The sequence below is a fragment of the Pantoea sp. B_9 genome, from assembly GCF_008632015.1.
GTDB classification, from domain to species: domain Bacteria; phylum Pseudomonadota; class Gammaproteobacteria; order Enterobacterales; family Enterobacteriaceae; genus Pantoea; species Pantoea dispersa.
This window is the reverse complement of the sequence record NZ_VWVL01000001.1, coordinates 120057-141831: the sequence shown is the minus strand read 5'-3', so window position 1 is coordinate 141831 and position 21775 is coordinate 120057. Positions and strand designations below refer to the sequence as shown.

General features: G+C 57.8%; 24 protein-coding genes. 11 read left to right on the top strand and 13 right to left on the bottom strand.

All coding sequences use genetic code 11. From position 1 onward, the window contains the following. Positions 1-69 precede the first annotated feature (69 nt). Complete coding sequence (locus F3I21_RS00670; protein ID WP_058757734.1) at positions 70-414, top strand: RidA family protein; 345 nt, start codon at positions 70-72, stop codon at positions 412-414. Positions 415-427: 13 nt separating this feature from the next. Here the strand turns inward: F3I21_RS00670 and F3I21_RS00665 are convergent, their stop codons facing one another. Then, complete coding sequence (locus F3I21_RS00665) at positions 428-613, bottom strand: YoaH family protein (RefSeq protein ID WP_021510035.1); 186 nt, start codon at positions 611-613, stop codon at positions 428-430. Positions 614-728: 115 nt separating this feature from the next. Between F3I21_RS00665 and pabB the strand changes: the two genes are divergently transcribed. The 4 genes from pabB (at position 729) to F3I21_RS00645 (ending at position 6005) form a co-directional block, all read left to right on the top strand. Beyond that, a complete protein-coding gene (gene pabB, locus F3I21_RS00660; RefSeq protein WP_150057924.1) occupies positions 729-2081 on the top strand; it encodes an aminodeoxychorismate synthase component 1 in 1353 nt (450 codons plus the stop codon). 1 nt (position 2082) lies between these two features. Next, positions 2083-2652, top strand: coding sequence for a CoA pyrophosphatase (locus F3I21_RS00655; RefSeq protein WP_150057922.1), 570 nt, complete (start codon positions 2083-2085; stop codon positions 2650-2652). A gap of 191 nt (positions 2653-2843) precedes the next feature. Next, positions 2844-4208: an L-serine ammonia-lyase gene (locus F3I21_RS00650; RefSeq protein ID WP_150057920.1), complete on the top strand. Its 1365-nt coding sequence runs from the start codon at positions 2844-2846 to the stop codon at positions 4206-4208. Positions 4209-4442: 234 nt separating this feature from the next. Further along, on the top strand, positions 4443-6005 hold the full coding sequence (locus F3I21_RS00645) for an EAL domain-containing protein (RefSeq protein ID WP_150057918.1): 1563 nt from the start codon (positions 4443-4445) through the stop codon (positions 6003-6005). 12 nt (positions 6006-6017) lie between these two features. On the opposite strand, the gene F3I21_RS00640 is transcribed toward F3I21_RS00645, so the two are convergent. Continuing rightward, the gene (locus F3I21_RS00640; RefSeq protein ID WP_021510030.1) at positions 6018-7586 is read right to left on the bottom strand and encodes a TerC family protein; all 1569 of its coding nucleotides are present in this window, start codon (positions 7584-7586) and stop codon (positions 6018-6020) included. Positions 7587-7830: 244 nt separating this feature from the next. Next, complete coding sequence (locus F3I21_RS23120) at positions 7831-8004, bottom strand: hypothetical protein (protein ID WP_190286063.1); 174 nt, start codon at positions 8002-8004, stop codon at positions 7831-7833. A gap of 92 nt (positions 8005-8096) precedes the next feature. On the opposite strand from F3I21_RS23120, the gene manX reads away from it, so the two are divergent. The 4 genes from manX to F3I21_RS00620 all read left to right on the top strand — a co-directional run bounded on the left by manX (position 8097) and on the right by F3I21_RS00620 (position 11328). After that, complete coding sequence (manX, locus tag F3I21_RS00635) at positions 8097-9059, top strand: PTS mannose transporter subunit IIAB (protein WP_058757739.1); 963 nt, start codon at positions 8097-8099, stop codon at positions 9057-9059. A gap of 57 nt (positions 9060-9116) precedes the next feature. Beyond that, on the top strand, positions 9117-9917 hold the full coding sequence (locus F3I21_RS00630; RefSeq protein WP_031280203.1) for a PTS mannose/fructose/sorbose transporter subunit IIC: 801 nt from the start codon (positions 9117-9119) through the stop codon (positions 9915-9917). Positions 9918-9931: 14 nt separating this feature from the next. Next, positions 9932-10777: a PTS mannose transporter subunit IID gene (locus F3I21_RS00625; protein WP_021510027.1), complete on the top strand. Its 846-nt coding sequence runs from the start codon at positions 9932-9934 to the stop codon at positions 10775-10777. Positions 10778-10869: 92 nt separating this feature from the next. Continuing rightward, positions 10870-11328, top strand: coding sequence for a DUF986 family protein (locus F3I21_RS00620; RefSeq protein ID WP_058757740.1), 459 nt, complete (start codon positions 10870-10872; stop codon positions 11326-11328). On the opposite strand, the gene rlmA is transcribed toward F3I21_RS00620, so the two are convergent. From rlmA to F3I21_RS00595, 5 genes are all read right to left on the bottom strand, one after another. Further along, positions 11325-12131, bottom strand: coding sequence for a 23S rRNA (guanine(745)-N(1))-methyltransferase (gene rlmA, locus F3I21_RS00615; RefSeq protein WP_150057915.1), 807 nt, complete (start codon positions 12129-12131; stop codon positions 11325-11327). The genes F3I21_RS00620 and rlmA overlap by 4 nt on opposite strands. Positions 12132-12271: 140 nt before the next feature. Beyond that, entirely contained in the window at positions 12272-12481 is a 210-nt protein-coding gene (cspE, locus tag F3I21_RS00610) for a transcription antiterminator/RNA stability regulator CspE (RefSeq protein ID WP_021510024.1), read from the bottom strand. Between the two features lie 83 nt (positions 12482-12564). Further along, positions 12565-12639, bottom strand: coding sequence for a DUF2627 domain-containing protein (locus tag F3I21_RS00605; RefSeq protein WP_110866451.1), 75 nt, complete (start codon positions 12637-12639; stop codon positions 12565-12567). 539 nt (positions 12640-13178) lie between these two features. Then, positions 13179-14177, bottom strand: coding sequence for an MBL fold metallo-hydrolase (locus F3I21_RS00600; RefSeq protein WP_150057913.1), 999 nt, complete (start codon positions 14175-14177; stop codon positions 13179-13181). Positions 14178-14195: 18 nt separating this feature from the next. Further along, positions 14196-14471, bottom strand: a complete 276-nt coding sequence (locus F3I21_RS00595) for a YebO family protein (protein WP_021510022.1) — start codon at positions 14469-14471, stop codon at positions 14196-14198. A 218-nt stretch (positions 14472-14689) separates the two neighbouring features. Between F3I21_RS00595 and F3I21_RS00590 the strand changes: the two genes are divergently transcribed. Further along, the gene (locus F3I21_RS00590; protein WP_021510021.1) at positions 14690-14926 is read left to right on the top strand and encodes a YobH family protein; all 237 of its coding nucleotides are present in this window, start codon (positions 14690-14692) and stop codon (positions 14924-14926) included. A gap of 40 nt (positions 14927-14966) precedes the next feature. On the opposite strand, the gene kdgR is transcribed toward F3I21_RS00590, so the two are convergent. Next, positions 14967-15758, bottom strand: a complete 792-nt coding sequence (kdgR, locus tag F3I21_RS00585; protein WP_150057911.1) for a DNA-binding transcriptional regulator KdgR — start codon at positions 15756-15758, stop codon at positions 14967-14969. Positions 15759-15920: 162 nt separating this feature from the next. Here kdgR and F3I21_RS00580 point away from each other — a divergent pair, with 162 nt between their 5' ends. Then, the gene (locus F3I21_RS00580; protein WP_150057909.1) at positions 15921-17303 is read left to right on the top strand and encodes an MFS transporter; all 1383 of its coding nucleotides are present in this window, start codon (positions 15921-15923) and stop codon (positions 17301-17303) included. A gap of 42 nt (positions 17304-17345) precedes the next feature. On the opposite strand, the gene htpX is transcribed toward F3I21_RS00580, so the two are convergent. From htpX to F3I21_RS00560, 4 genes are all read right to left on the bottom strand, one after another. Next, positions 17346-18227 carry a protease HtpX gene (htpX, locus tag F3I21_RS00575; protein ID WP_021510018.1) on the bottom strand — a complete coding sequence of 294 codons (882 nt, stop codon included), beginning with the start codon at positions 18225-18227 and terminating at the stop codon, positions 17346-17348. Positions 18228-18437: 210 nt separating this feature from the next. Beyond that, positions 18438-20477 (bottom strand): carboxy terminal-processing peptidase, encoded by a 2040-nt coding sequence (gene prc / locus F3I21_RS00570; RefSeq protein ID WP_021510017.1) that lies wholly within the window; start codon positions 20475-20477, stop codon positions 18438-18440. 20 nt (positions 20478-20497) lie between these two features. Further along, positions 20498-21178, bottom strand: coding sequence for an RNA chaperone ProQ (gene proQ / locus F3I21_RS00565; RefSeq protein ID WP_010616374.1), 681 nt, complete (start codon positions 21176-21178; stop codon positions 20498-20500). A 96-nt stretch (positions 21179-21274) separates the two neighbouring features. Then, a complete protein-coding gene (locus tag F3I21_RS00560; RefSeq protein WP_150057907.1) occupies positions 21275-21775 on the bottom strand; it encodes a GAF domain-containing protein in 501 nt (166 codons plus the stop codon).

Genomic DNA, 21775 nt, shown 5'->3' with positions numbered 1-21775 from the left:
CGACCACAACAGATGACAGCCGGCCATGGGATATGGCAGGCTAACGCAGCAAAAATAAAGGAGAACAGCATGACCATTACGCGTATTGATGCCGAGCACCGCATGTCCGAAGCGGTTGTACATGACCAGACCGTGTATTACACCAGCGTGCCGGAGAATCTGGATGACGATGCGGAAGCGCAGACCGCCAACGCGCTGGCGGTGATTGACCGCATCCTGACGCGCGTGGGTTCGGATAAAAGCAAAATTCTCGACGCCACCATTTTCCTGGTGGACAAAGAGGACTTTGCCGCGATGAACCGCGCCTGGGATGCGTGGGTCTCGCCGGGTAATGCGCCGGTACGCTGCACGGTGCAGGCCGGCCTGATGAATCCGCGCTACAAAGTGGAAATCAAAATCATCGCCGCGCTATAACGCTCGCCGGGCGCTATTCGTCGTCTTCGTCCTCTTCGAAGCGCGCCCGAATCGCTTCGCCCTGATGGTTCTGGCGAATTTCCTGCGCCACCTGCGCAATCGCCTGCCCGCTGGACATGCCGCCGGCCATCAGTTCCTGAATACGTTCCACTGCCTGCTGCTGCTGTTCGTGCGATAAAGCCGGAAGACCTGAAAACATGATGCACTCCTGTAATGGGGGGACGCATTATTCCACGCTGAACAAACAGGTGCCAGCAGCAAAAAAATATGCCAGGCTACGCGCCTGCCTGCTGAACTGATTTAGCCAAACGAACGTGAAAACCCTCTCGCTACAGTATACGCCCGATACACTTTTACACCGTTTTTCCACGCTGGCGCACCGCCCGTGGGCGATGCTGCTGACCTCTGGTCACGCCGAGCACGCGGATAACCGTTTCGATATTCTCACCGCCGACCCGCGGGTGACCCTGACGACGCGCGGTGACAGCACCGCCATCGACGACGGCACCGGCATCAGCCACTCCACCACCGATCCGCTGCAGCTGGTGCAGCAGCAGCTGGACGCGCTGGGCATCCGGCCGGCGTTTGATGCAAATCTGCCGTTTCAGGGCGGCGCGCTGGGTCTGTTTGGTTATGACCTCGGTCGCCGTTTCGAAACGCTGCCGCAGCGGGCGCAACAGGATTTACACACGCCGGATATGGCGGTGGGCATTTATGACTGGGCGCTGATTGCCGATCACCATCGCCAGACGCTGACGCTGATTGCCCTGCACGACGCGGAACAGCGCTGGCAGTGGCTACAGGCGCTGGCGGTGCCGCAGCCCAAACCCTTTGCCCTGACCAGCGACTGGCAGGCCAATATGAGCTATGCGCAGTACGCCGCGCGTTTCCAGGCGGTGCAGGCCTACATTCAGGCGGGCGATTGCTACCAGGTTAATCTGGCGCAGCGTTTCCAGGCCAGCTATCGCGGCGATGAGTGGCAGGCGTTTTTACGTCTCAACCGCGCCAACCGCGCGCCGTTCAGCGCCTTCCTTCGTCTGCCGCACAGTGCCGTGCTGAGCCTGTCGCCGGAGCGTTTTCTCTCGCTGCAGCAACAGCAGATTGAAACCCGGCCGATTAAAGGCACGCTGCCGCGCCTGGCCGATCCGCAGGCCGATCGGCTGCAGGCGGAGAAACTGGCCAGCGCTGAAAAAGATCGGGCGGAAAACCTGATGATTGTGGACCTGCTGCGTAATGATATTGGCCGCGTCGCCGAGCCGGGCAGCGTCAGCGTGCCGGAGCTGTTTGTGGTGGAGCCGTTCCCGGCGGTGCATCACCTGGTGAGCACGGTGCGGGCCAGGCTGCCAGACGCGCTCTCCGCTACCGATTTGCTGCGCGCCTGTTTCCCCGGTGGCTCCATTACCGGCGCGCCCAAGATCCGCGCCATGGAGATCATCGAAGAACTCGAACCGCAGCGGCGCAATGCGTGGTGCGGCAGTATCGGCTACATCAGCCTGTGCGGGCGTATGGACAGCAGCATTACCATCCGCACGCTGATTGCCGAAAATCAGCAGCTGTACTGCGCGGCGGGCGGCGGTCTGGTGGCTGACAGCGATGCTGAGGCGGAATATCAGGAGACGCTGCACAAGCTCAACCGTATTCTGCCCTGTCTGCGTGATGAGGCGTGATATGGAGCTGACGCTGGCGCAGTTTCTCAGTCGCTTTGTGCTGCAGCCGCCGCTGGCGAGCGCGCACAGCGTGATCAGCGGACGCCGTGCCGCGGTGCTGGTACCGGTGATTGATGGCGACCAGCCCGAACTGCTGCTGACCCGCCGCTCCGCGCTGCTGCGCAAACACGCCGGGCAGGTGGCGTTCCCCGGCGGCATGATGGATGCCACTGACGATTCGCTGATCGCCACCGCGCTGCGTGAAGCACAGGAAGAAGTGGGCATCGCGCCGCAGCAGGTGCGGGTGGTCGGCGTGTTACCGCCGGTCACCAGCAGTACCGGTTTCGCCGTTACGCCCGTGGTCGGCATCATTGCGCCGCACCTGCCGCTGCGTCTCAACCCGGATGAAGTTGAAAGCGCCTTTTCCATGCCGCTCGCAGAGGCGCTGCGGCTGGGGCGCTACAGCGGACTGACGCTGCGCCGCGGTCATCGCCAGCACCAGGTGTGGCTGTCGTGGTATGAAGATTATTTTATCTGGGGCATGACCGCCGGTATTCTGCGCGCGCTCGGCCAGCAGATCGCCCTGCCCTGATCCCCCGTCCCGTTTCACCCTGGCCGAAAAAATTGATCCCGTTCACATCCGGGGATACGGATAACTATTTCTGTGGTTTATAATTAGTTTATTTCATGCGAAAAGCTGCTCGCTGCCGCCCGCTGGCGATTACTATTAGCCGCATTAACGGCCTGCGCCGTAGAAAAGAAGATTTGTGAGGAGCGTCACCGGTGATAAGTGTTTTTGACATGTTCAAAGTGGGTATCGGCCCGTCCAGTTCGCATACCGTTGGCCCGATGAAAGCGGGCAAGCAGTTTGTTGATCTGCTGATCGAACAGGGCAAGCTGCAGGACGTGACGCGCGTGGCGGTGGACGTCTACGGCTCACTGTCGCTCACCGGGAAAGGACACCACACCGACATTGCCATCATTATGGGTCTGGCCGGCTTTGAGCCTGCCAGCGTCGACATCGACAGCATTCCGGCGTTTATCAAAGATGTCGAAACGCGTGAGCGGCTGCTGCTGGCACAGGGCGCGCGCGAGGTCGACTTCCCGCGTGAGGGCGGCATGGTCTTCCGTAGCGAAAACCTGTCGCTGCATGAAAACGGCATGACCCTGTACGCTTTTGCCGGCGATCGTCTGCTTGAGCGCAAAACCTATTACTCGATTGGCGGCGGCTTTATTGTCGACGAAGCGCACTTTGGTCAGTCAGTGCTGGATGAGGTCGCCGTGCCCTACCCGTTCCATTCAGCCAAAGAGTTACTCAGCCACTGCCGCGATACCGGCATGTCGCTTTCCGGGCTGGTGCTGAAAAACGAACTGGCGCTGCACAGCCGTGACGAGATTTACGCCTATTTTGGCAACATCTGGCAAACCATGCAGGCGTGTATCGATCGTGGCCTGAATACCGAAGGCGTGCTGCCGGGGCCGCTGCGCGTGCCGCGTCGGGCGGCGTCGCTGCGACGTCTGCTGGTCTCCTCGACCAAACACTCCAACGATCCGATGAACGTCATCGACTGGGTCAATATGTTTGCGCTGGCGGTGAATGAAGAGAATGCGGCCGGTGGTCGTGTGGTCACCGCACCGACCAACGGTGCCTGCGGCATCGTGCCGGCGGTGCTGGCATATTACGATCACTTCATCGAAACGGTCACGCCGGATATCTTTATCCGCTACTTCCTCGCCTCGGGCGCGATTGGCGTACTGTATAAAATGAACGCCTCGATTTCCGGTGCCGAAGTCGGCTGCCAGGGAGAAGTGGGCGTGGCCTGCTCAATGGCCGCCGCCGGCCTCGCTGAACTGCTGGGAGCCAGCCCGGAACAGGTGTGCGTTGCCGCTGAAATCGGCATGGAACACAACCTCGGACTGACCTGCGATCCGGTCGCCGGTCAGGTACAGGTGCCATGCATTGAGCGTAACGCCATTGCTTCGGTGAAAGCGATCAACGCCGCGCGAATGGCGCTGCGCCGCACCAGCGAGCCGCGTGTATCGCTGGATAAGGTGATCGAGACGATGTACGAGACCGGCAAAGACATGAATGCTAAATATCGTGAGACCTCGCGCGGCGGTCTGGCGATCAAGGTGCAGTGCGACTGACCGGCAACGTCGCGTTTCGCTGCTGACAATTGCAGCGATCGGCCATTATTTCTGCAATGGCCTCTACCTCCGCGTTATCAAACCAGATACATTATTTTTGCGCGCGACCTCTACCGGTCGCGCGATTTTTTAGTGCCGCTTTTTTTCTCCAGCCGCGCTAAATTTGGCCGCCGCCATGCCGATAACCTTCACGTTAATTTGGCCTCATTCTTTGTCTTAGCAAGGTGGTTACTGATGCTCCTTCCCCAGCAATTTGTGGGTCAATTTCGCCGTAAGCGCCTGCTTATTGCGTTGGTGATCGCGTCGCTGGTTCTCATTCTTACGCTGACTTTTCGCTACATCGAAGAGAAGTCACGCATTGAGCAGCAGTCCCTCAACTTTGCCACCCGCGCGATTGAGCGCTTTGACCGCATGTTTTCGCCGCTGGACGTCTCCGCCAACAACACGCTGGGGCTGGTGGGCGTGCCCTGCACGCAGGTGCGCTATCCGCTGATTGAGAAGATCGCGGCGCTGCAAACCGTGCGTACCGTGCTGCTGGTGCAGGACGATACCATCTACTGTTCGAGTATTTATGGTCCGCGCCACATCTCGTTCAGCCAGACCTATCCCGAGCTGGCGATCAACAACCAGCGCATGATGCTGTCCACCGACGACTACCTGCTGAAAGGTTCGCCGGTGCTGCTGCTGTGGACGCCAAAGTCGCTGGATAACCAGGACGGCCTGCTGCAGATCATCAACATTGAACTGATGACCAACTATCTGCTGGAGCCGCAGCTGCCGTGGGTGGAGCGCGCGATATTTAACGTAGGCGGACAGAGCCTCGAGTACGGTAATCCGCTGATCGAGCATACCGTGCCGTCCGATGACGAAGTGGCGTACGATCAGGCCTCGCTGCGTTATCCCTACAGCATTACGCTGTACGGCCCCTCTCCGGCGCGACTGGCGCTCAACACTCTGCCGTCTCAGCTGCCGCTGGCGGTACTGCTGAGCCTGCTGCTGGGCTATATCGTCTGGCTGGCCACCGCCAATCGCATGAGCCTGAGCTGGCAAATCAGCTATGGCATTACCGCCAACGAATTTATGGTCTACTGCCAGCCGCTGATTAATGCCCGCAGCGGCGACTGCGATGGTATCGAACTGCTGCTGCGCTGGCACAATCCGCGTCAGGGCTGGATTGCCCCGGACGTATTTATTCCGCTGGCCGAACGCCAGAACCTGATTGCACCGCTGACGCGCTTTGTGATTGCCAGAGTCGTCGCGGAGTTGCCTAATCTGCCACAGTGCCCGGCATTTCATATCGCGATTAACGTCGCGGCCAGCCACTTCCGCGATCGCCTGATTGTTGAGGATTTACAGCGCTACTGGTGGCCCGCCAATCCCCTGCCGAAACTGGTGGTGGAGCTGACCGAGCGCGATGCGCTGCCAGTTATCGACCAGACGGTCGTGGCGCAGCTGCATGAAATTGGCGTGCGGCTGGCGATTGACGATTTCGGCACCGGCCACAGTTCGCTGGCCTATCTGAAGGACCTGAAGCCGGACGTACTGAAAATCGATAAAATTTTTACCGCCGCGATTGGTACTGACGCGATCAACGCCACGGTGACCGATATGGTGATTTCACTGGCGCAGCGGCTGAATATCGCGCTGGTCGCGGAGGGCGTGGAAACCGCCGAGCAGGCGCATTATCTGCGCGAGCGCGGCGTGGATCATCTGCAGGCTTACTACTATGCGCGCCCGATGCCGATTGAGGACTTCCCGCAATGGCTGGCGCAGCATCAGGCGCAGCTGGGCGCCTGATGCCGGACGACATCAGGCGTCGCCCTCTTCCTCGTCGTGGTGCGGCTTGTCTTTGGTGACGCGCACCAGATCGATACGGTAATCCGTGGCTTCGATAATCTGGAAGTGCAGCGGTGGCAAATCGATAATCTCGCCCGGCAGCGGCAGCTGTCCCTTCTGCTCAATCAGCAGGCCGGCCAGCGACGCGTGATCTTCATCCGGATCGACCAGCTCATGGTGGTCGAGCAACTGCTGCAGCGAGTGCAGATCGGTACCGCCCTTCACCAGCCAGCCGTCGCCATCCGCCACCACATCCGGCGTTTCGTCTTCGTCCGGGAACTCACCGGCAATCGCTTCCAGCACGTCCAGCGGCGTAATCAGGCCCTGCACCACACCAAATTCGTTGGTAACGATGACGAAGCTCCCTTTAGCGCGACGCAATACGCCCAGCAGGTTGATCGGATCCAGTGTTTCCGGCACCACAATCGGCGGCGTGTTGGCCGCGAAGGTCGCGACATCCATACCGTGCTCCAGCGCCACCAGCAGCTCTTTCGCGCGCACCACACCGATGATCTCATCCAGCTCGCCACGACACACCGGGAACAGACTGTGTGGCGTATCCAGCAGCTGAATGCGGATCTCATCCAGCGGACGCGAGACGTCAACCCACGAGATATCGCCGCGCGGCGTCATGATGCTGCGAATCGAACGCTGTGACAGCGTCAGCACACCGTTAATCATGTAACGCTCTTCGTCTTTAAACGCTTCCTGCGGCATCGCTTCCGTCAGTGACGCTTCTTCGGTGTGCGCCGGCTGGTTACGCTGGCGCCCGCCCATCAGACGCAGAATCGCTTCGGCGGTACGTTCACGCATCGGACGGTGCGCCTGATGACGGATAAAGTTCCGGCGCGCAATCTGGTTGAACAGCTCGATCAGAATCGAGAAGCCAATTGCCGCGTACAGATAGCCTTTCGGAATATGGAAACCAAAGCCTTCCGCCACCAGCGACAGACCGATCATCAGCAGGAAGCTCAGACACAGCACCACCACCGTTGGGTGCGCGTTGACGAAGCGGGTCAGCGGTTTTGAGGCCAGCAGCATCACGCCCATGGCAATCACCACCGCCGTCATCATCACCGGCAGATGGTTCACCATACCGACGGCGGTAATCACCGCATCCAGGGAGAACACCGCGTCCAGCACCACAATCTGCGTCACGACCGCCCAGAAGCTGGCATAGGCTTTATTGCCCTGATGCTCCATGCCGCGGTTTTCCAACCGCTCGTGCAGTTCCATGGTGGCCTTAAACAACAGGAACAAACCACCAATCAACAGAATTAAATCTCGTCCGGAAAAGCTGAAATCGCCTACGCTGAATAGGGGTCGCGTCAGCGTCACCATCCAGGAGATCAGCGACAGCAGGCCGAGGCGCATCACCAGCGCCAGCGACAGACCAATCAGGCGCGCTTTATCGCGCTGTTTCGGTGGCAGCTTGTCGGCAAGAATGGCGATAAACACCAGGTTGTCGATGCCGAGCACAATCTCCAGCACGATCAGCGTCAGTAAACCCGCCCAGATTGAGGGGTCGAAGAGAAATTCCATCAATGACTCCTTGCTAAACGTAAGGGCGAACGCGACTGAGCCTGCGCCGGAAGGCGAGACGAGAGAGCGTTAACGGATGAGGCAACACCGGCAGGTGTCAGGGTGCGCGCTGAGCAGCGCGGGGAACAAGTGAAGCGACGTCGGTGACGGTCCATATAGGTGAGCTAAAGCCCGGTACTCCTGAGTAATAAACAGAAAGCTAATGTATCAGTTACATCCACAACGTCAAAAAATTTTCTTACATTTACAAATAACTGCGCCAGCGCAAGAAACTGCCATAAAAATGCCCGTTGCCGCCGGTACGCTCTGAATAGCAGAGCAACGTCACATATTTTATTTTTTCGCTCACTAAAATAAATCGCGACCTTACTGCTGTATCGCGGAATGTTTTGGGCCTTTTCCTGATGACTTTCTTCATTTTAGTCCCGGGCGATCCACAGAAAATAACAACGGTAATTCTCAATGATTCCCGGCCAAGGTCGGGAACTCTCATGCGAACGGAGGTAGCAAGTGACCATTGCGCTTGTAATTGGTACACATGGCTGGGCGGCAGAACAGCTGCTTAAAACAGCAGAAATGCTGTTGGGCGAGCAGGAAAATGTCGGATGGATTGATTTCGTACCCGGCGAAAATGCAGAAACGCTAATCGAAAAATATCAGGCACAGCTCGCCCGACTCGACACGTCGAAAGGCGTGCTGTTTCTGGTGGACACCTGGGGCGGCAGCCCGTTTAACGCCGCCAGCCGCATCGTGGTGGATAAACCGGGCTATGACGTTATTGCCGGCGTCAACATTCCCATGCTGGTGGAAACCCTGATGGGGCGCGATGACGATCCATCGCTGGAAGAGCTGATCCACATCGCCGTCGAGGCCGGCCGCGAGGGGGTGAAAGCGCTCAAAACCGAATCCGCCGCGCCGGCAGCGGCCGCACCGGCCCCGAAAGCCCCTGCCCAGCCGCAGAAGCCGCTGGCACCGGGCGAGCACATGAAAATTGGCCTGGCCCGTATCGATGACCGTCTGATCCACGGCCAGGTGGCCACGCGATGGACCAAAGAGACCAACGTGACGCGCATCATCGTCGTCAGTGATGAAGTGGCCAACGATCACGTTCGCAAAACCCTGCTGACTCAGGTGGCGCCGCCGGGCGTGACCGCCCACGTGGTGGATATCGCCAAGATGATCCGCGTGTGGAACAACCCGAAGTACGGTTCCGATCGCGTGATGCTGCTGTTTACCAATCCGACCGATGTTGAGCGCGTGGTGGAGCAAGGCGTGGATATCAAGTCGGTGAATATCGGCGGCATGGCCTTCCGTCAGGGGAAAACGCAGGTTAATAACGCGGTGTCGGTGGATGAGAAGGACATCGCTGCCTTCCGCAAGCTGAATGAGCGCGGTATCGAACTGGAAGTGCGTAAAGTCTCCAACGACCCGAAACTGAAAATGATGGACCTGATTGCGAAGGTCAATGCCTGATTCGCCTGTGCCTGCGCGCGTGGGCAAAAAGTTCTGATCTTGCTGAGGAAAAATGCAATGGAAATAACCTCGCTACAAATAGTGTTGATATTTATTGTGGCCTGTATTGCCGGGATGGGATCGATTCTCGATGAGTTCCAGTTCCACCGGCCGCTGGTGGCCTGTACCCTGATTGGTGCAGTGCTGGGTGATATGAAAACCGGCATCATCATCGGCGGTACGCTGGAGATGATCGCGCTGGGCTGGATGAACATCGGTGCGGCTGTGGCGCCAGATGCGGCGCTGGCTTCCATCATCTCTACGATTCTGGTCATTGCTGGCGGTCAAAGCGTCGGTGCCGGTATTGCGCTGGCCATCCCACTGGCCGCAGCCGGTCAGGTGCTGACCATCATCGTGCGTACCATCACTGTCGCCTTCCAGCACGCCGCGGATAAAGCTGCGGAGAAAGGCAATCTGACGGCGATTTCATGGATCCACGTCTCTGCCCTGCTGCTGCAGGCGATGCGTATCGCTATCCCGGCGCTGATTGTGGCGGTCTCGGTCGGTACCAGCGCGGTGCACAGCCTGCTGAGTTCGATTCCGGAAGTGGTCACCAATGGTCTGAACATCGCCGGCGGCATGATCGTGGTGGTCGGTTACGCGATGGTCATCAACATGATGCGTGCCGGTTACCTGATGCCGTTCTTCTATCTTGGCTTTGTCACCGCCGCGTTCACCAACTTCAACCTGGTGGCGCTGGGCGTGATTGGCGTGGTAATGGCGGTGCTGTACATCCAGCTGGCGCCAAAATACAACCGCGTCGCAGGCGCTGCCTCGGCGGGCCCGGCTAACAACGACCTCGACAACGAACTCGACTAGGAACAGGTGACATCATGGTAGATACAACCAATACTCCAAAGAAACTCACCCCCGGTGACGTGCGCGGTGTGTTCCTGCGCTCTAACCTGTTTCAGGGTTCGTGGAACTTTGAACGCATGCAGGCGCTGGGCTTCTGCTTCTCAATGGTGCCGGTGATCCGTCGCCTGTATCCGGAAAACAACGACGAGCGCAAGCAGGCGATTAAGCGTCACCTTGAGTTCTTCAACACCCATCCATACGTGGCCGCGCCAGTGCTCGGCGTGACCATGGCCATGGAAGAGCAGCGCGCCAACGGTGCGGCGATCGATGACGGTGCCATTAACGGGATCAAAGTGGGCCTGATGGGGCCGCTGGCTGGCGTGGGCGACCCGATTTTCTGGGGGACCGTGCGTCCGGTGTTCGCCGCGCTGGGTGCCGGTATCGCGATGAGCGGCAGCCTGCTTGGTCCGCTGCTGTTCTTCTTCCTGTTTAACATTGCGCGCATGCTGACCCGTTATTACGGCGTGGCTTATGGCTATCGCAAAGGGGTGGATATCGTCAGCGATATGGGCGGCGGCTTCCTGCAAAAACTGACCGAGGGGGCATCGATACTCGGCCTGTTTGTCATGGGAGCGCTGGTCAACAAGTGGACGCACGTCAACGTGCCGCTGGTGGTATCCCGCATCACCGACCAGACTGGCAAGACCACGGTCACCACCGTGCAGTCGATTCTCGACCAGCTGATGCCCGGCCTGATTCCACTGCTGCTGACCTTTGGCTGTATGTGGCTGCTGCGCCGTAAAGTTAACGCGCTGTGGATCATCGTTGGCTTCTTTGCCATCGGTATCTTTGGTTACTGGATCGGCCTGCTCGGTCTGTAATCTCACCGCCGGGAGTCAGACTCCCGGCGTTTTTTGAACGGCGTGACCTGAGCGCCAACGCTGAGGTCACTTCGGTTGAGGAAGAAGCCTGTATGTCACTGACTGACGCCCTGATTGCCCTGCTGATCGCCGCTCTCGCCCTGTTTGCGATTTACGACGATGTCATCCTGCCCCGCCGCAATGGACCGACCCGACTGCGCGTCAACCTGCGCCGCCGCCATAAAATCGACAGCGGCATCTTTATCGTGCTGCTACTGATTCTGCTGTGGAACAACGTCAGCCATCATGGCCCGCAGCTCACCACCACTTTGCTGATGGTGCTGTGCTTTATGGCTATCTGGCTGTTCTGGATCCGCAGCCCGCGGCTGCTGATGAAAAATGACGGCCTGTTTTTCGCCAGCGTGTGGATCGATTACCGGCGTATTCAGAGTATGAACCTGTCAGAGGATGGCATTCTGGTGATGCAGCTGGAGCAGCGTCGCCTGCTGATTGCGGTGAAACAGCTCGACGACCTGGAGAAAATCTATCATACGCTGGTGGAGGCGCGTTAAACGCGCTGCCACAGCGTCAGGATGAAATCCGCGTCACAGCTGAAGGTGGCGCTGGAGGCCAGCTGCTGCCACACCGCTTCACGCGCACGCCAGGCAAAGGGGGTCATCTGCAGCAGGCTCACCGCTTCCGCCCCGTTCAGCGTCATCGTGTAGTGAAGGTTTTGCTGATCGATCTGCTCAAATCCCGCATAGTTTTTCTCTTCCGCCGTATGCAACTGCACTTCGCGATAGATCAAGGCTTTAAACTGCTGCAGATGGTGCGGCCCCGGCGTCACCGTCAGCAAATAGCCGCCGGGCCTGATAACGCGGCTCAGCTCCTGCTCGTTACAGGGCGCGTAAATGCGCACGATGGCGTCCAGTGAACCATCAGCAAACGGCAGGCGCTGGCTGGAGGCGACACAAAAGTTAACCGCGCGATAGCGCTTTGCCGCCATGCGCACCGCGGCTTTGGCCACATCCAGACCGTACAGCTGGCTGTCGGGCAACGCGGCAGCCAGGGCGGCGGTGTAATAGCCTTCGCCACAGCCGATATCCAGCAGCTGCGTGGGCCGGTTCGTGAGCGGCTGAGCCAGACGCTGCGCCACCCGATCGCGCAGCGGCTGATAGTGTCCGGCATCCAGAAAGGCCCGGCGCGCCTGAAGCATCTCTGCGCTGTCGCCCGGTTCCCGTGAACCTTTGTGCTGCACCGGCAGCAGGTTGACGTACCCCTCTTTCGCCCGATCGAACTGATGACCGGACGCACAGCGATAACTGCTGGCGTGCAGGTGCAAAGCGAGGTGGCAAAGTGGACAAATCAACGACATAGATAACTCCGGGTTAGCGATTCGCGGCGCAGTTTACCCTGATCATCCGGTAACAGAAAGGATAAAGAAAAGCCCCGCTCATTGAGCAGGGCTTTTAAGATTCGATTCAGCGGTGCATGACACCGAGCCTGAGTGCGAAATCAGATAGCAGTAACGTTAACTGCTGCCGGGCCTTTCTGGCCGTCCTGAATTTCAAACTCAACTTGTTGACCTTCGGCCAGGGTTTTAAAACCGTTGCCCTGGATAGCAGAGAAGTGAACGAACACGTCTTTGCTGCCGTCAGCAGGAGTAATAAAACCAAAACCTTTAGACTCGTTGAACCACTTAACCTGACCTTTAATCTTTGCCATTTTTGCAAATTCCTTAGAGTGTTTATATTGCCCGCAGGCAGTCTTACAGAGAAACCAGAGACATTACTGAATGAGGCACTAATTTAAGGTTCGGCAAGGAAGCGGTATTCAACGTCAACGTCTTTACTCGTAACTTCTTTACTGAAGATGCCATACATAAACAGAACTGTACCTCGTTTGACCCACGATTCGTTATCACATATCCGCTAATTAATGGCAAGCCATTTTTAAACAGTGATCGACATGCCGCACATAATTGCCTGAAACCGGCAGCGAAAGGTGGATAACGTTATTGACAGCAACGCCTCAACGTGTGCAAAAAAGTCTATGCGTCAGTATAGTTAGCGCCAGACTCGCGTTTCGTCAAGCGCAGCGGTAAACGCTGCCTTTTCACATTTAAACCGAATAAGTTTAGGCAAAAAATATTGCATTAATATGGCACAGATAAGCTATTTCACTGGCCGTTGTGCAATAAGCGACATAACTGCGCAGCGCTCAAATCTTGTACAATAAATGCCTGGCAGTACAAGTTAAAAATAGTTTTGCACCAAAATCAGGAAAATATAATCGCCGTTGCCCCAAATATAGGCAGACTGCACGCTGGCATTTATCTCATTTTTTTCTAAACACCCAACAATTAAATGTTAAAAAAGCGCGGAAGCCGCTGGCATTTAACAAAAAGGGCTTAGGATAAATCTTAATCGTAATTCATCAGGCTGCGGCTCTCGCCAATTCGCCATGCGGCAAAAGGCGCATCGACCTCGCCCGCCTGCAGCAGTGCTTGCGCCAGTACCGTCGGCGGATCGTCAAGCGACTCGTCCGCCAGCTCAAATACGACCCAGTGAATGGGAATCGCCAGCGGTCGCCCTATCTGCTGCCAGAGCTGTACCGCCTGATCCGGGTCCATGTGCTGGCCGCGCATGAACCATTTTGGTGCATAGGCACCTATCGGTAACGCAGCCAGATTAAACGGCCCCAGACGCTGCGCGATGGCAGAGAGATTATCGCTGTAGCCGCTATCGCCGGAGAACCAGAAATTGAGCTGCGCATTACGCACTACCCAGCCGCACCACAGCGACCGGTTGCGATCCCAGAAGGTACGCATGCTCCAGTGGCGCGCGGGAACCGCTGTGAAGCTGATGTCGTCAAGCTGCACCTGCTGCCACCAGTCCAGTTCGGTGACGGTGCGCACGCCACGGCGGCGACACCAGTCGGCCATCCCCAGCGGCACCAGAAAGTGCGCCGCAGGAAAGCGGCGGGCGATGCGTTTCACCGTAGGCCGATCAAGGTGGTCGTAATGGTTATGCGAGATCAGCACATAATCAAGATGCGGCAGCTGCGCCACGCTGATCGGCGCCGGGGTTTTACGCTGCGGCCCGGCAAACGGCAGCGGCGAAGCGCGTGTCGACAGCGCCGGGTCGATCAGAATATAGCGCTGATTGAGACGCAGCAGCAGCGCGGCATGGCCCAGCCACCAGACACGGTCATCTTCACCGCTCAGGTCGGCCTGCTGGCACCAGCTAGCGGTAAAGGCCGCATAGCCGGACTGCGGTGGCAGCGGCAGATTCTGCTGCTTACGCTCGCGCCGCCAGCGCTGTAAATCGCCAGGCTGACGCAACTCCTCTTCCGGGTTACGAAAGCCATGCGGCGTATGATGGGCCAGCGAAGCGTCATACCAGGGATTTTGCCAGGCCATGGCCTCTCCGTTGTGGGCTTAACGTTCCGGGATCAGGCGAATAAAGTCGCGCTTGTCCCCGGTATCCTGCTCATCCTGCGCTTTTTCGGCCACCGGCTGCGCCTCAGCGATACGGCGCAGTAGCGCGTTCTGTTTCTTTTGCTCTTCCAGCAGCGCTTCCAGCAGCTGAAGCTGTTCACTGGCGCGCACGCTGGCCCGGTTAACAAAAAACCAGGCAATAAAGGCCACAACCACAATGATGGCCAGCACGCCATAGTTAAACAGCGGACCGGTACTGGCGGCTAATTCGTTCATAACTGCATCAATCCTCAATCATCATTCAGGTACATCGCCGCTGATTCTACTCGTTGCGTGCGGAAAAGATATGGTGGCGGAGATAAAGCAGATTATCCCGCCTGCGTGCCGCTTTCAGTTATCTCTGATCGATCCGGCGAGAAAAGCGAGGCATGCTGCTACTATAGAGTTCGCAGCAATGCGGGAACAGCTGCGTTATGTAACACAAGGAGATAAAAATGAAACTACTGATTCGTGCGGTGATGGTGCTGGCTGTCTTGTGGCTGGCGATGCTGTTTACCGGCTACGGCGTGTTAACCGGCAGCAATAAAAACGCAGCCGGACTGGGCTTACAGTGTAGCTACCTGACCGCGCGCGGCATGATTACCGCACAGTATCTGCACACCGACAGCGGCATTGTTGGCGTTACCGATTGTCCGCTGCTGAAGAAAAGCGGCGAAGTGGTCGACAACTAAGTTAAGCCGCCTGCCGGGCTGCACGTCAGCCCGGCAGGATTCAGAACGGATAGTCGTAATAGCCCATTTGCTCCGACACCTTGCGCGCAGCACGGTGCAGCATCGCCACATACTCTTTTTTTGCCGGTTCGGAGAAGCGCACCGTCGGAAAAGAGAGGCTCATGCCGGCAATCACCATGCCGAAGCGATCAAACACCGGTACCGCCAGACAGCGAATTCCCGCTTCCTGCTCTTCATTATCCTCACCAAAGCCCTGTTGCCTGACCTGCTCCAGCACCGGCAGTAGCGCCTGCGCGCTGACGATAGTGTTAGCGGTGCTGCGACGAAATTCCACTTCACGCAGAATGTCGTTCACCTCCGCGCGCTCACGCCACGCCAGCAGCACTTTGCCGATGGCGGTACTGTGCAGCGGATTACGCCGGCCGATGCGCGAATACATGCGCAGGTTATACAGCGAGTCAATCTTGTGGATATAGACGATGCTGTCTTCTTCCAGCGCACCGAGATGAATGGTCTCTTTGGTCTGGCGCGACAGTTCGCGCATCTCCACATCGGCGCTGCGAATTAAATCCACGTTCTGCAGCGCGTGCGCGCCAAGTTCAAACAGCTTGAGCGTGAGTGAATATTTTTCGCTCTCGCCCTCCTGCGCCACGTAGCCGAGCGATTTCATGGTCTGCAGAAAGCGGTAGACCGTGCTTTTCGACATCATAACCCGCTGCGAAAGCTCGGTAATGCCGTGATCGCGCTCTTCGCCCAGCGCCTGCAGAATGCCAAACACTTTCATCACTGATGATACGGCATCCGGCTGTTTATCGTTATCGCGGCTCGCCATGCGGGACTTCCTTAACGCTTTTGCAAAAAAAGCCAGTATAGAGGTTACAGCCGGACGGCGGCAACGACACATCCACTTGTAATTTTTGTCCATTAATGCGGTGATTTCAGGCAGAAAATTGATTAGCATGATGATATTCACTTACTTCACTTCTCTCTGTTTATGTCTCCTACCGTGTCTCAGGATGGATTACCCGTTCCACAGCGCTACGGCGCGATAATTACCATAGCGCTTGGCATCATGATGGCGGTGCTGGACGGCGCGATTGCCAACGTGGCGCTGCCGACCATTGCGCGTGAGCTGAACGCCAGCCCGGCGGAATCGATCTGGATCGTCAACGCCTATCAAATCGCTATCGTGATTTCGCTGCTGTCGCTGTCGTTTCTTGGCGATATGTTCGGCTACCGGCGCGTCTATCAGGTCGGGCTGGTGCTGTTTGTGTTCACCTCGCTGTTCTGCGCCCTCTCCTCGTCGCTGAATATGCTCACCGTGGCGCGCGTGCTGCAGGGCTTCGGCGGTGCGGCGCTGATGAGCGTCAACACGGCGCTAATCCGTATTATTTACCCGCAGCGCTTCCTGGGACGCGGCATGGCCATCAACTCGCTGATCGTGGCCGTCTCCAGTGCCGCCGGTCCCACGGTGGCGGCCGCGATTCTCTCCATCGCCAGCTGGAAATGGCTGTTCCTGATCAACGTGCCGCTCGGTGTGGTGGCGCTGTGGCTGGCGCTGCGCTTCCTGCCGGATAACACGCAGAAAGCGAAGCAGCAGAAATTTGATGTGCCAAGCGCCATCATGAATGCGCTGTTTTTTGGCCTGCTGATTTCAGCGCTGACCGGCTTCGCGCAGGGAGAAAATGGCTGGCTGATTGCGGGTATGCTGCTGGCGCTGCTGCTGATCGGCGTGGTGTTTGTGCGGCGTCAGTTGGCGCTGCCGGTGCCGCTGCTGCCAGTAGATTTGCTGCGCATTCCGGTGTTTTCGTTGTCGATCGGCACTTCGATCTGTTCGTTCTGTGCACAAATGCTGGCGATGGTGTCGCTGCCGTTTTTCCTGCAAAACGTACTGGGCCGGGATGAGGTCGCAACCGGCCTGCTGCTGACGCCGTGGCCGCTGGCTACCATGGTGATGGCACCGATTGCCGGCCGCCTGATCGAGAAGTTTCATGCCGGTCTGCTGGGTGGGCTGGGGCTGGCGCTGTTTGCCGCCGGGCTGTTTCTGCTGGCGCTGCTGCCTGCACAACCCACGGATGCCGATATTATCTGGCGCATGATGCTGTGCGGTGCCGGCTTCGGGCTGTTCCAGTCACCCAACAATCACACCATCATCTCGTCGGCTCCGCGCCAGCGCAGCGGCGGTGCCAGCGGCATGCTCGGCACCGCGCGATTGGTCGGGCAAAGCACCGGTGCCGCGCTGGTGGCGCTGATGTTTAACCTGTTCAACGACAGCGGCACCCATGCCTCGCTGCTGCTGGCCGGGACCTTTGCCAGCGTGGCGGCGATCGTCAGTATGCTGCGCATGACGCAAAGCCGTCAGCCGGCAGAGTCATAAAAAAAGGGCGCCCGCAGGCGCCCTGTTCATTTTCTATGTAGCTTACTTAAGGTAGGCACCGCTGCGCAGCGCTTCGATACGCTTGTCGAGCGGCGGGTGCGACATAAACAGCTCACTCAGCGACTTACCTTTACCGTTAATACAGAACGCCATCATGCTGCTGGGTTCCTGCGGTTCGTAGCTGGTTTTCAGGCGCTGCAGCGCGGCAATCATCTTTTCACGACCCACCAGCTTCGCAGAGCCGGCGTCGGCGTGGAATTCGCGATGGCGCGAGAACCACATGGTAATGATGCTGGCGAGAATACCAAACACCAGTTCCAGCACCGTCGCCACGGCAAAATAGACCAGCGGATTGCCGTTGCTGCTCTCTTCACCGTCGCGGTTGCCGGACAGGAAGCCAGACGCCACCTGCGCAATGATACGCGAAATGAAGATCACGAAGGTGTTCACGATACCCTGAATCAGCGTCATGGTGACCATGTCACCGTTCGCGATGTGGGCGATCTCGTGCGCCAGCACCGCCTCCGCTTCGTCGCGGCTCATGTTCTGCAGCAAACCGGTGGAGACCGCCACCAGCGAGGCGTCACGGCGTGCGCCGGTGGCAAAGGCGTTGATATCGGGCGCGTGGTAAATCGCCACCTGCGGCATCGCAATGCCGACCTGCTGAGCCTGGCGGCCGACGGTTTCCATCAGCCAGCGTTCCGTCTCGTTACGGGGTTGTTCAATCACTTCACCGCCGACCGAGCGTAACGCCATCCATTTGGACATCAGCAGTGAAACAAACGCACCGCCAAAGCCAAACAGACCTGCCATAATCATCAGACCCTGAACACTGCTTGACTGGATTCCTGTCAGACTCAGAATCAGTCCGAATACCAACATCACCGCCAGGTTGGTGACCAGGAAAAGCGCAATACGCATCATAAACGTTAATCTTCCTCAGTTGTGCTCGCGCTCATGCGCGGATATACATCCTATGTCCATTGTGGCGCTTTTCAAGCGACCTTAATCTTTAAGTGCCTAAAAAGACATAACTTTACATTTGGTAATGGTAGCGGCTGCAGCCTGCCGGGCGGCGATTTGCAGGCAAAAAAAAGCACCGCCGCAGCGGTGCTGTGATTTCAGGCCGAAGGGTTACTTCGCTGCCGCCGGCGCTGGCTGATCTTTTTCCAGCTGGGCCAAATCGTTAGCGATTTTCACCGTTTCATCCAGATACGGATCCGGCTCTTTGTAGTCTTTTGGCAGATCGTCCAGGCTCTTCAGCGGCGCTTTGCCTTCCGCCTGGTAGCGCGCATTGATACGTTCCAGACGCAGCGCATCTTCTTCGTGGTTCTCTTTCTCGCGCTGAGCCAGATTGAGCGACACGATGTTACGCTTGTCCTTCATCGCGTTGAAACGCGCGATGTCTTTCATGATGTACTGGAACTCGCGATCTTTGGCGATGCGATCGGCGTGCTCTTTGGTCAGCTGCGGCACCAGCGGCGTGATATCGCCGGTTTTGGTGTAGGTCGCCGCGTTGATGCTGTCCCACGGCAACGCGTTATCCTCAAACTTCTCGCCGGTCTCTGCCGCTTCCACACCGGTCGGCATCAGCAGGTCTGGCGTGACGCCTTTCCGCTGAGTACTGCCACCGTTGATGCGGTAGAACTTCTGAATGGTGTACTGGACTGAGCCCAGCGCCGGCCATTCCGGACGCAGCATCTGATCGTAGATGCGGTTGAGTGAGCGATACTGCTGCACCGTGCCCTTACCGAAAGTCGGTTCGCCGACAATCAGCGCGCGGCCGTAATCCTGCATCGCCGCGGCAAAGATTTCCGACGCCGAGGCGCTAAAGCGATCGACCAGCACCACCAGCGGACCTTTGTAGTAAACGATGCCGTCGTTGTCGCTGTCCTCACGCACGCGACCATTATTGTCACGCACCTGCACCACCGGACCACTCGGAATAAACAGGCCGGAGAGCGATACCGCTTCGGTCAGCGCGCCGCCGCCGTTGGTACGCAGATCGATGACGATGCTGTCGACGTTCTGCTTCTGCAGTTTCTGCAGCTGTACTTTCACATCATCGGTCAGGCCAACGTAGAAGCCCGGGATATCCAGCACGCCGACTTTCTCTTTGCCGACGTTGTGCACGGTGCCCTTCACCGCGCGATCTTCCAGACGGATTTTCTCACGCGTCAGCGTCACGGTACGGGTTTTGGTGCCCTTGCCGGCTGGCAGGATCTCGAGGCGCACTTTGCTGCCCTTCGGCCCTTTGATTTTGGACACCACATCATCCAGACGCCAGCCAATCACATCTTCCATGGGCTTGCCCGGCTGGCCGACGCCCACAATGCGGTCGCCCACGCTGATGGATTTGCTCTTGGCCGCCGGACCACCGGCCACCATCGAGTTGATCACCGTGTAGTCGTCATCCATCTGCAGCACGGCACCGATACCTTCCAGCGACAGGCTCATTTCGGTGTTGAACTGCTCGGTGTTGCGCGGTGACAGATAGTTCGTATGCGGGTCGATTTCATGCGCGAACGCGGTCATTGCCAGCTGGAACACATCTTCGCTGTTGCTTTGTGCCAGACGACGGATGGCAAAGTTGTAGCGCTTGGTCAGCGTCTCGCGAATCTCTTTATCATCTTTCCCGGCCAGCTTCAGGCTCAGCTCGTCATACTTCACCTTGGCATCCCACAGCGCGTTTAGCTCATCTGTGCTTTTCGGCCACGGTGCTTTGGCACGATCGATATCGATGGTGTCATTGCCGGTGAAGTTCATCGGGCGGTTCAGCACGCTGAGCGCATACTGATAGCGCTCGAAGCGGCGCTTCTGCGCCAGATTATAGAGATCGTAAAACACATCCAGCTTGCCGCTGCGCAGCTCATCACCGAGCGTGGTTTTCTTGTCGGCGAATTGTGCCACGTCCGACGCCAGCAGCACGTTATGGCTGTAATCGAGCAGATTCAGGTAGCGGTCAAAAATTTTCGCCGAAAAATCCTGATTCAGATCGAACTGACGATAGTGAGAGCGGGTGAAACGCGAAGTGACGCGTTCACTGACGGTAGGATGCTGTGCTTCTTCGTGTAACTGGGGAATCTGGTCGGCGCGGGTAATGTTGTCCGCGCCAAAGGTGGGGCCTGCCAGCAGCAGGCCCGCGATCATACCGATCTTAAAAATGCTGTTCATGCCAGGGTCGGGCCTCCGTTTCAGAACTGCAAGTGTTCTGCGCGCACAATCATTGCCAGGCCGGAAGCGAGCTGGACCCGGACGCCATCTTTGGTAATTTCCAGGATGGTAGCGTCCATTGCACTTTTGCCTGCTTTGACTTTGATGTTTTGACCCGCTTGCAACGTTGAAGTGTCAGTGACGGGTTTTGCCCGCGGTGGACGCGGAGCAGCCTGACGCTCACCGGCCGCAGCACGCGGTGCCTGTGGACGTGGCTTACGCGGTGCGTCACCCTCCGCCGCTTTACGGGCAGCAGGCTTGCGCGGACGACGCTCAGCGGTCTCTTCACCGGCTTCACGTTTTTTCGCTTTTTGCTGCTCGCGCTGCGCCTGCACGCGCGCTTTGGCTTCTTCCAGCTGCTTGCGCGCATGTTCTACGTGCTGCTCATCCAGCACGCCACAGGCGTTGCCGTCGAGATCGACACGGGTGGCACCGGCTTTAATGCCGTAAAGATAACGCCAGCTTGAGGTATAAAGGCGTAAGGCCGAACGCAGTTGCGTCTTGCTCAGGCTGTTTTCGCCCTGAACGCGCTCCACCAGATCCTGAAAGATACCGATTTTGAGCGGACGCGCTTCACCTTCGGCGCTAAAGCAGTGCGGAAAACGCTGCGCCAGAAAGGCGATGACTTCTTTACTGCTGTTCAACTTAGGTTGATTTTCCATGAAATTTCCTGATTACAACGGGTTTGCCGACCAGAGCAGGCATGAACAGGCGACATTATAATGACAACATCGCCAAATGCTATGTGATCCAGTCGATTAGCTGCGCGTCAGCTGAAGAAATTTTTCAATGTCGCTGTTCGCCAGCACTGCACAAAGCCCGTCGGTAAGGGCTACCAGCCCCGCTTCATCCTCGCTATCGAAGCGAGAATAAACCGTACTGTCGATGTCGAGAACACCGACCATCGTGCCATTCACTTTCAGAGGAATCACGATTTCCGCGTTGCTGGCGGCGTCGCAGGCAATGTGCCCCGGGAAAGCGTGCACGTCTTCAACCCGCTGCACGCGATCCTCCGCAACCGCGGTGCCACATACGCCTTTACCCACCGGAATGCGTACGCAGGCGATTTTGCCCTGGAACGGACCCAGCACCAGCGTCTCCGGCTCGGTCAGCAGATAGAAGCCTGCCCAGTTAACCCCTTCCAGGCGTTCAAACAGCAGCGCACTGCAGTTGCCCAGCGCCGCCAGGAAAGAAGTTTCGCCCGCTAACAGTGCGCGGACATCGCGATTTAAATCCTCGTAAAAGGCTTTTTTGTTCAT

Bases quoted from the DNA above. Each gene is read 5' to 3' on its own strand.
- proQ (WP_010616374.1), bottom strand. From the start codon at position 21,178: ATGGAAAATCAACCTAAGTTGAACAGCAGTAAAGAAGTCATCGCCTTT.
- F3I21_RS00595 (WP_021510022.1), bottom strand. From the start codon at position 14,471: ATGAACGAATTAGCCGCCAGTACCGGTCCGCTGTTTAACTATGGCGTG.
- rlmA (WP_150057915.1), bottom strand. From the start codon at position 12,131: ATGTCGTTGATTTGTCCACTTTGCCACCTCGCTTTGCACCTGCACGCC.
- F3I21_RS00560 (WP_150057907.1), bottom strand. From the start codon at position 21,775: ATGAACAAAAAAGCCTTTTACGAGGATTTAAATCGCGATGTCCGCGCA.
- F3I21_RS00645 (WP_150057918.1), top strand. From the start codon at position 4,443: ATGCTCCTTCCCCAGCAATTTGTGGGTCAATTTCGCCGTAAGCGCCTG.
- F3I21_RS00625 (WP_021510027.1), top strand. From the start codon at position 9,932: ATGGTAGATACAACCAATACTCCAAAGAAACTCACCCCCGGTGACGTG.
- F3I21_RS23120 (WP_190286063.1), bottom strand. From the start codon at position 8,004: ATGAAGAAAGTCATCAGGAAAAGGCCCAAAACATTCCGCGATACAGCA.
- F3I21_RS00580 (WP_150057909.1), top strand. From the start codon at position 15,921: ATGTCTCCTACCGTGTCTCAGGATGGATTACCCGTTCCACAGCGCTAC.
- kdgR (WP_150057911.1), bottom strand. From the start codon at position 15,758: ATGGCGAGCCGCGATAACGATAAACAGCCGGATGCCGTATCATCAGTG.
- F3I21_RS00665 (WP_021510035.1), bottom strand. From the start codon at position 613: ATGTTTTCAGGTCTTCCGGCTTTATCGCACGAACAGCAGCAGCAGGCA.
- prc (WP_021510017.1), bottom strand. From the start codon at position 20,477: ATGAACAGCATTTTTAAGATCGGTATGATCGCGGGCCTGCTGCTGGCA.
- htpX (WP_021510018.1), bottom strand. From the start codon at position 18,227: ATGATGCGTATTGCGCTTTTCCTGGTCACCAACCTGGCGGTGATGTTG.
- cspE (WP_021510024.1), bottom strand. From the start codon at position 12,481: ATGGCAAAGATTAAAGGTCAGGTTAAGTGGTTCAACGAGTCTAAAGGT.
- F3I21_RS00590 (WP_021510021.1), top strand. From the start codon at position 14,690: ATGAAACTACTGATTCGTGCGGTGATGGTGCTGGCTGTCTTGTGGCTG.
- F3I21_RS00630 (WP_031280203.1), top strand. From the start codon at position 9,117: ATGGAAATAACCTCGCTACAAATAGTGTTGATATTTATTGTGGCCTGT.
- F3I21_RS00655 (WP_150057922.1), top strand. From the start codon at position 2,083: ATGGAGCTGACGCTGGCGCAGTTTCTCAGTCGCTTTGTGCTGCAGCCG.
- F3I21_RS00600 (WP_150057913.1), bottom strand. From the start codon at position 14,177: ATGGCCTGGCAAAATCCCTGGTATGACGCTTCGCTGGCCCATCATACG.
- F3I21_RS00620 (WP_058757740.1), top strand. From the start codon at position 10,870: ATGTCACTGACTGACGCCCTGATTGCCCTGCTGATCGCCGCTCTCGCC.
- F3I21_RS00670 (WP_058757734.1), top strand. From the start codon at position 70: ATGACCATTACGCGTATTGATGCCGAGCACCGCATGTCCGAAGCGGTT.
- F3I21_RS00640 (WP_021510030.1), bottom strand. From the start codon at position 7,586: ATGGAATTTCTCTTCGACCCCTCAATCTGGGCGGGTTTACTGACGCTG.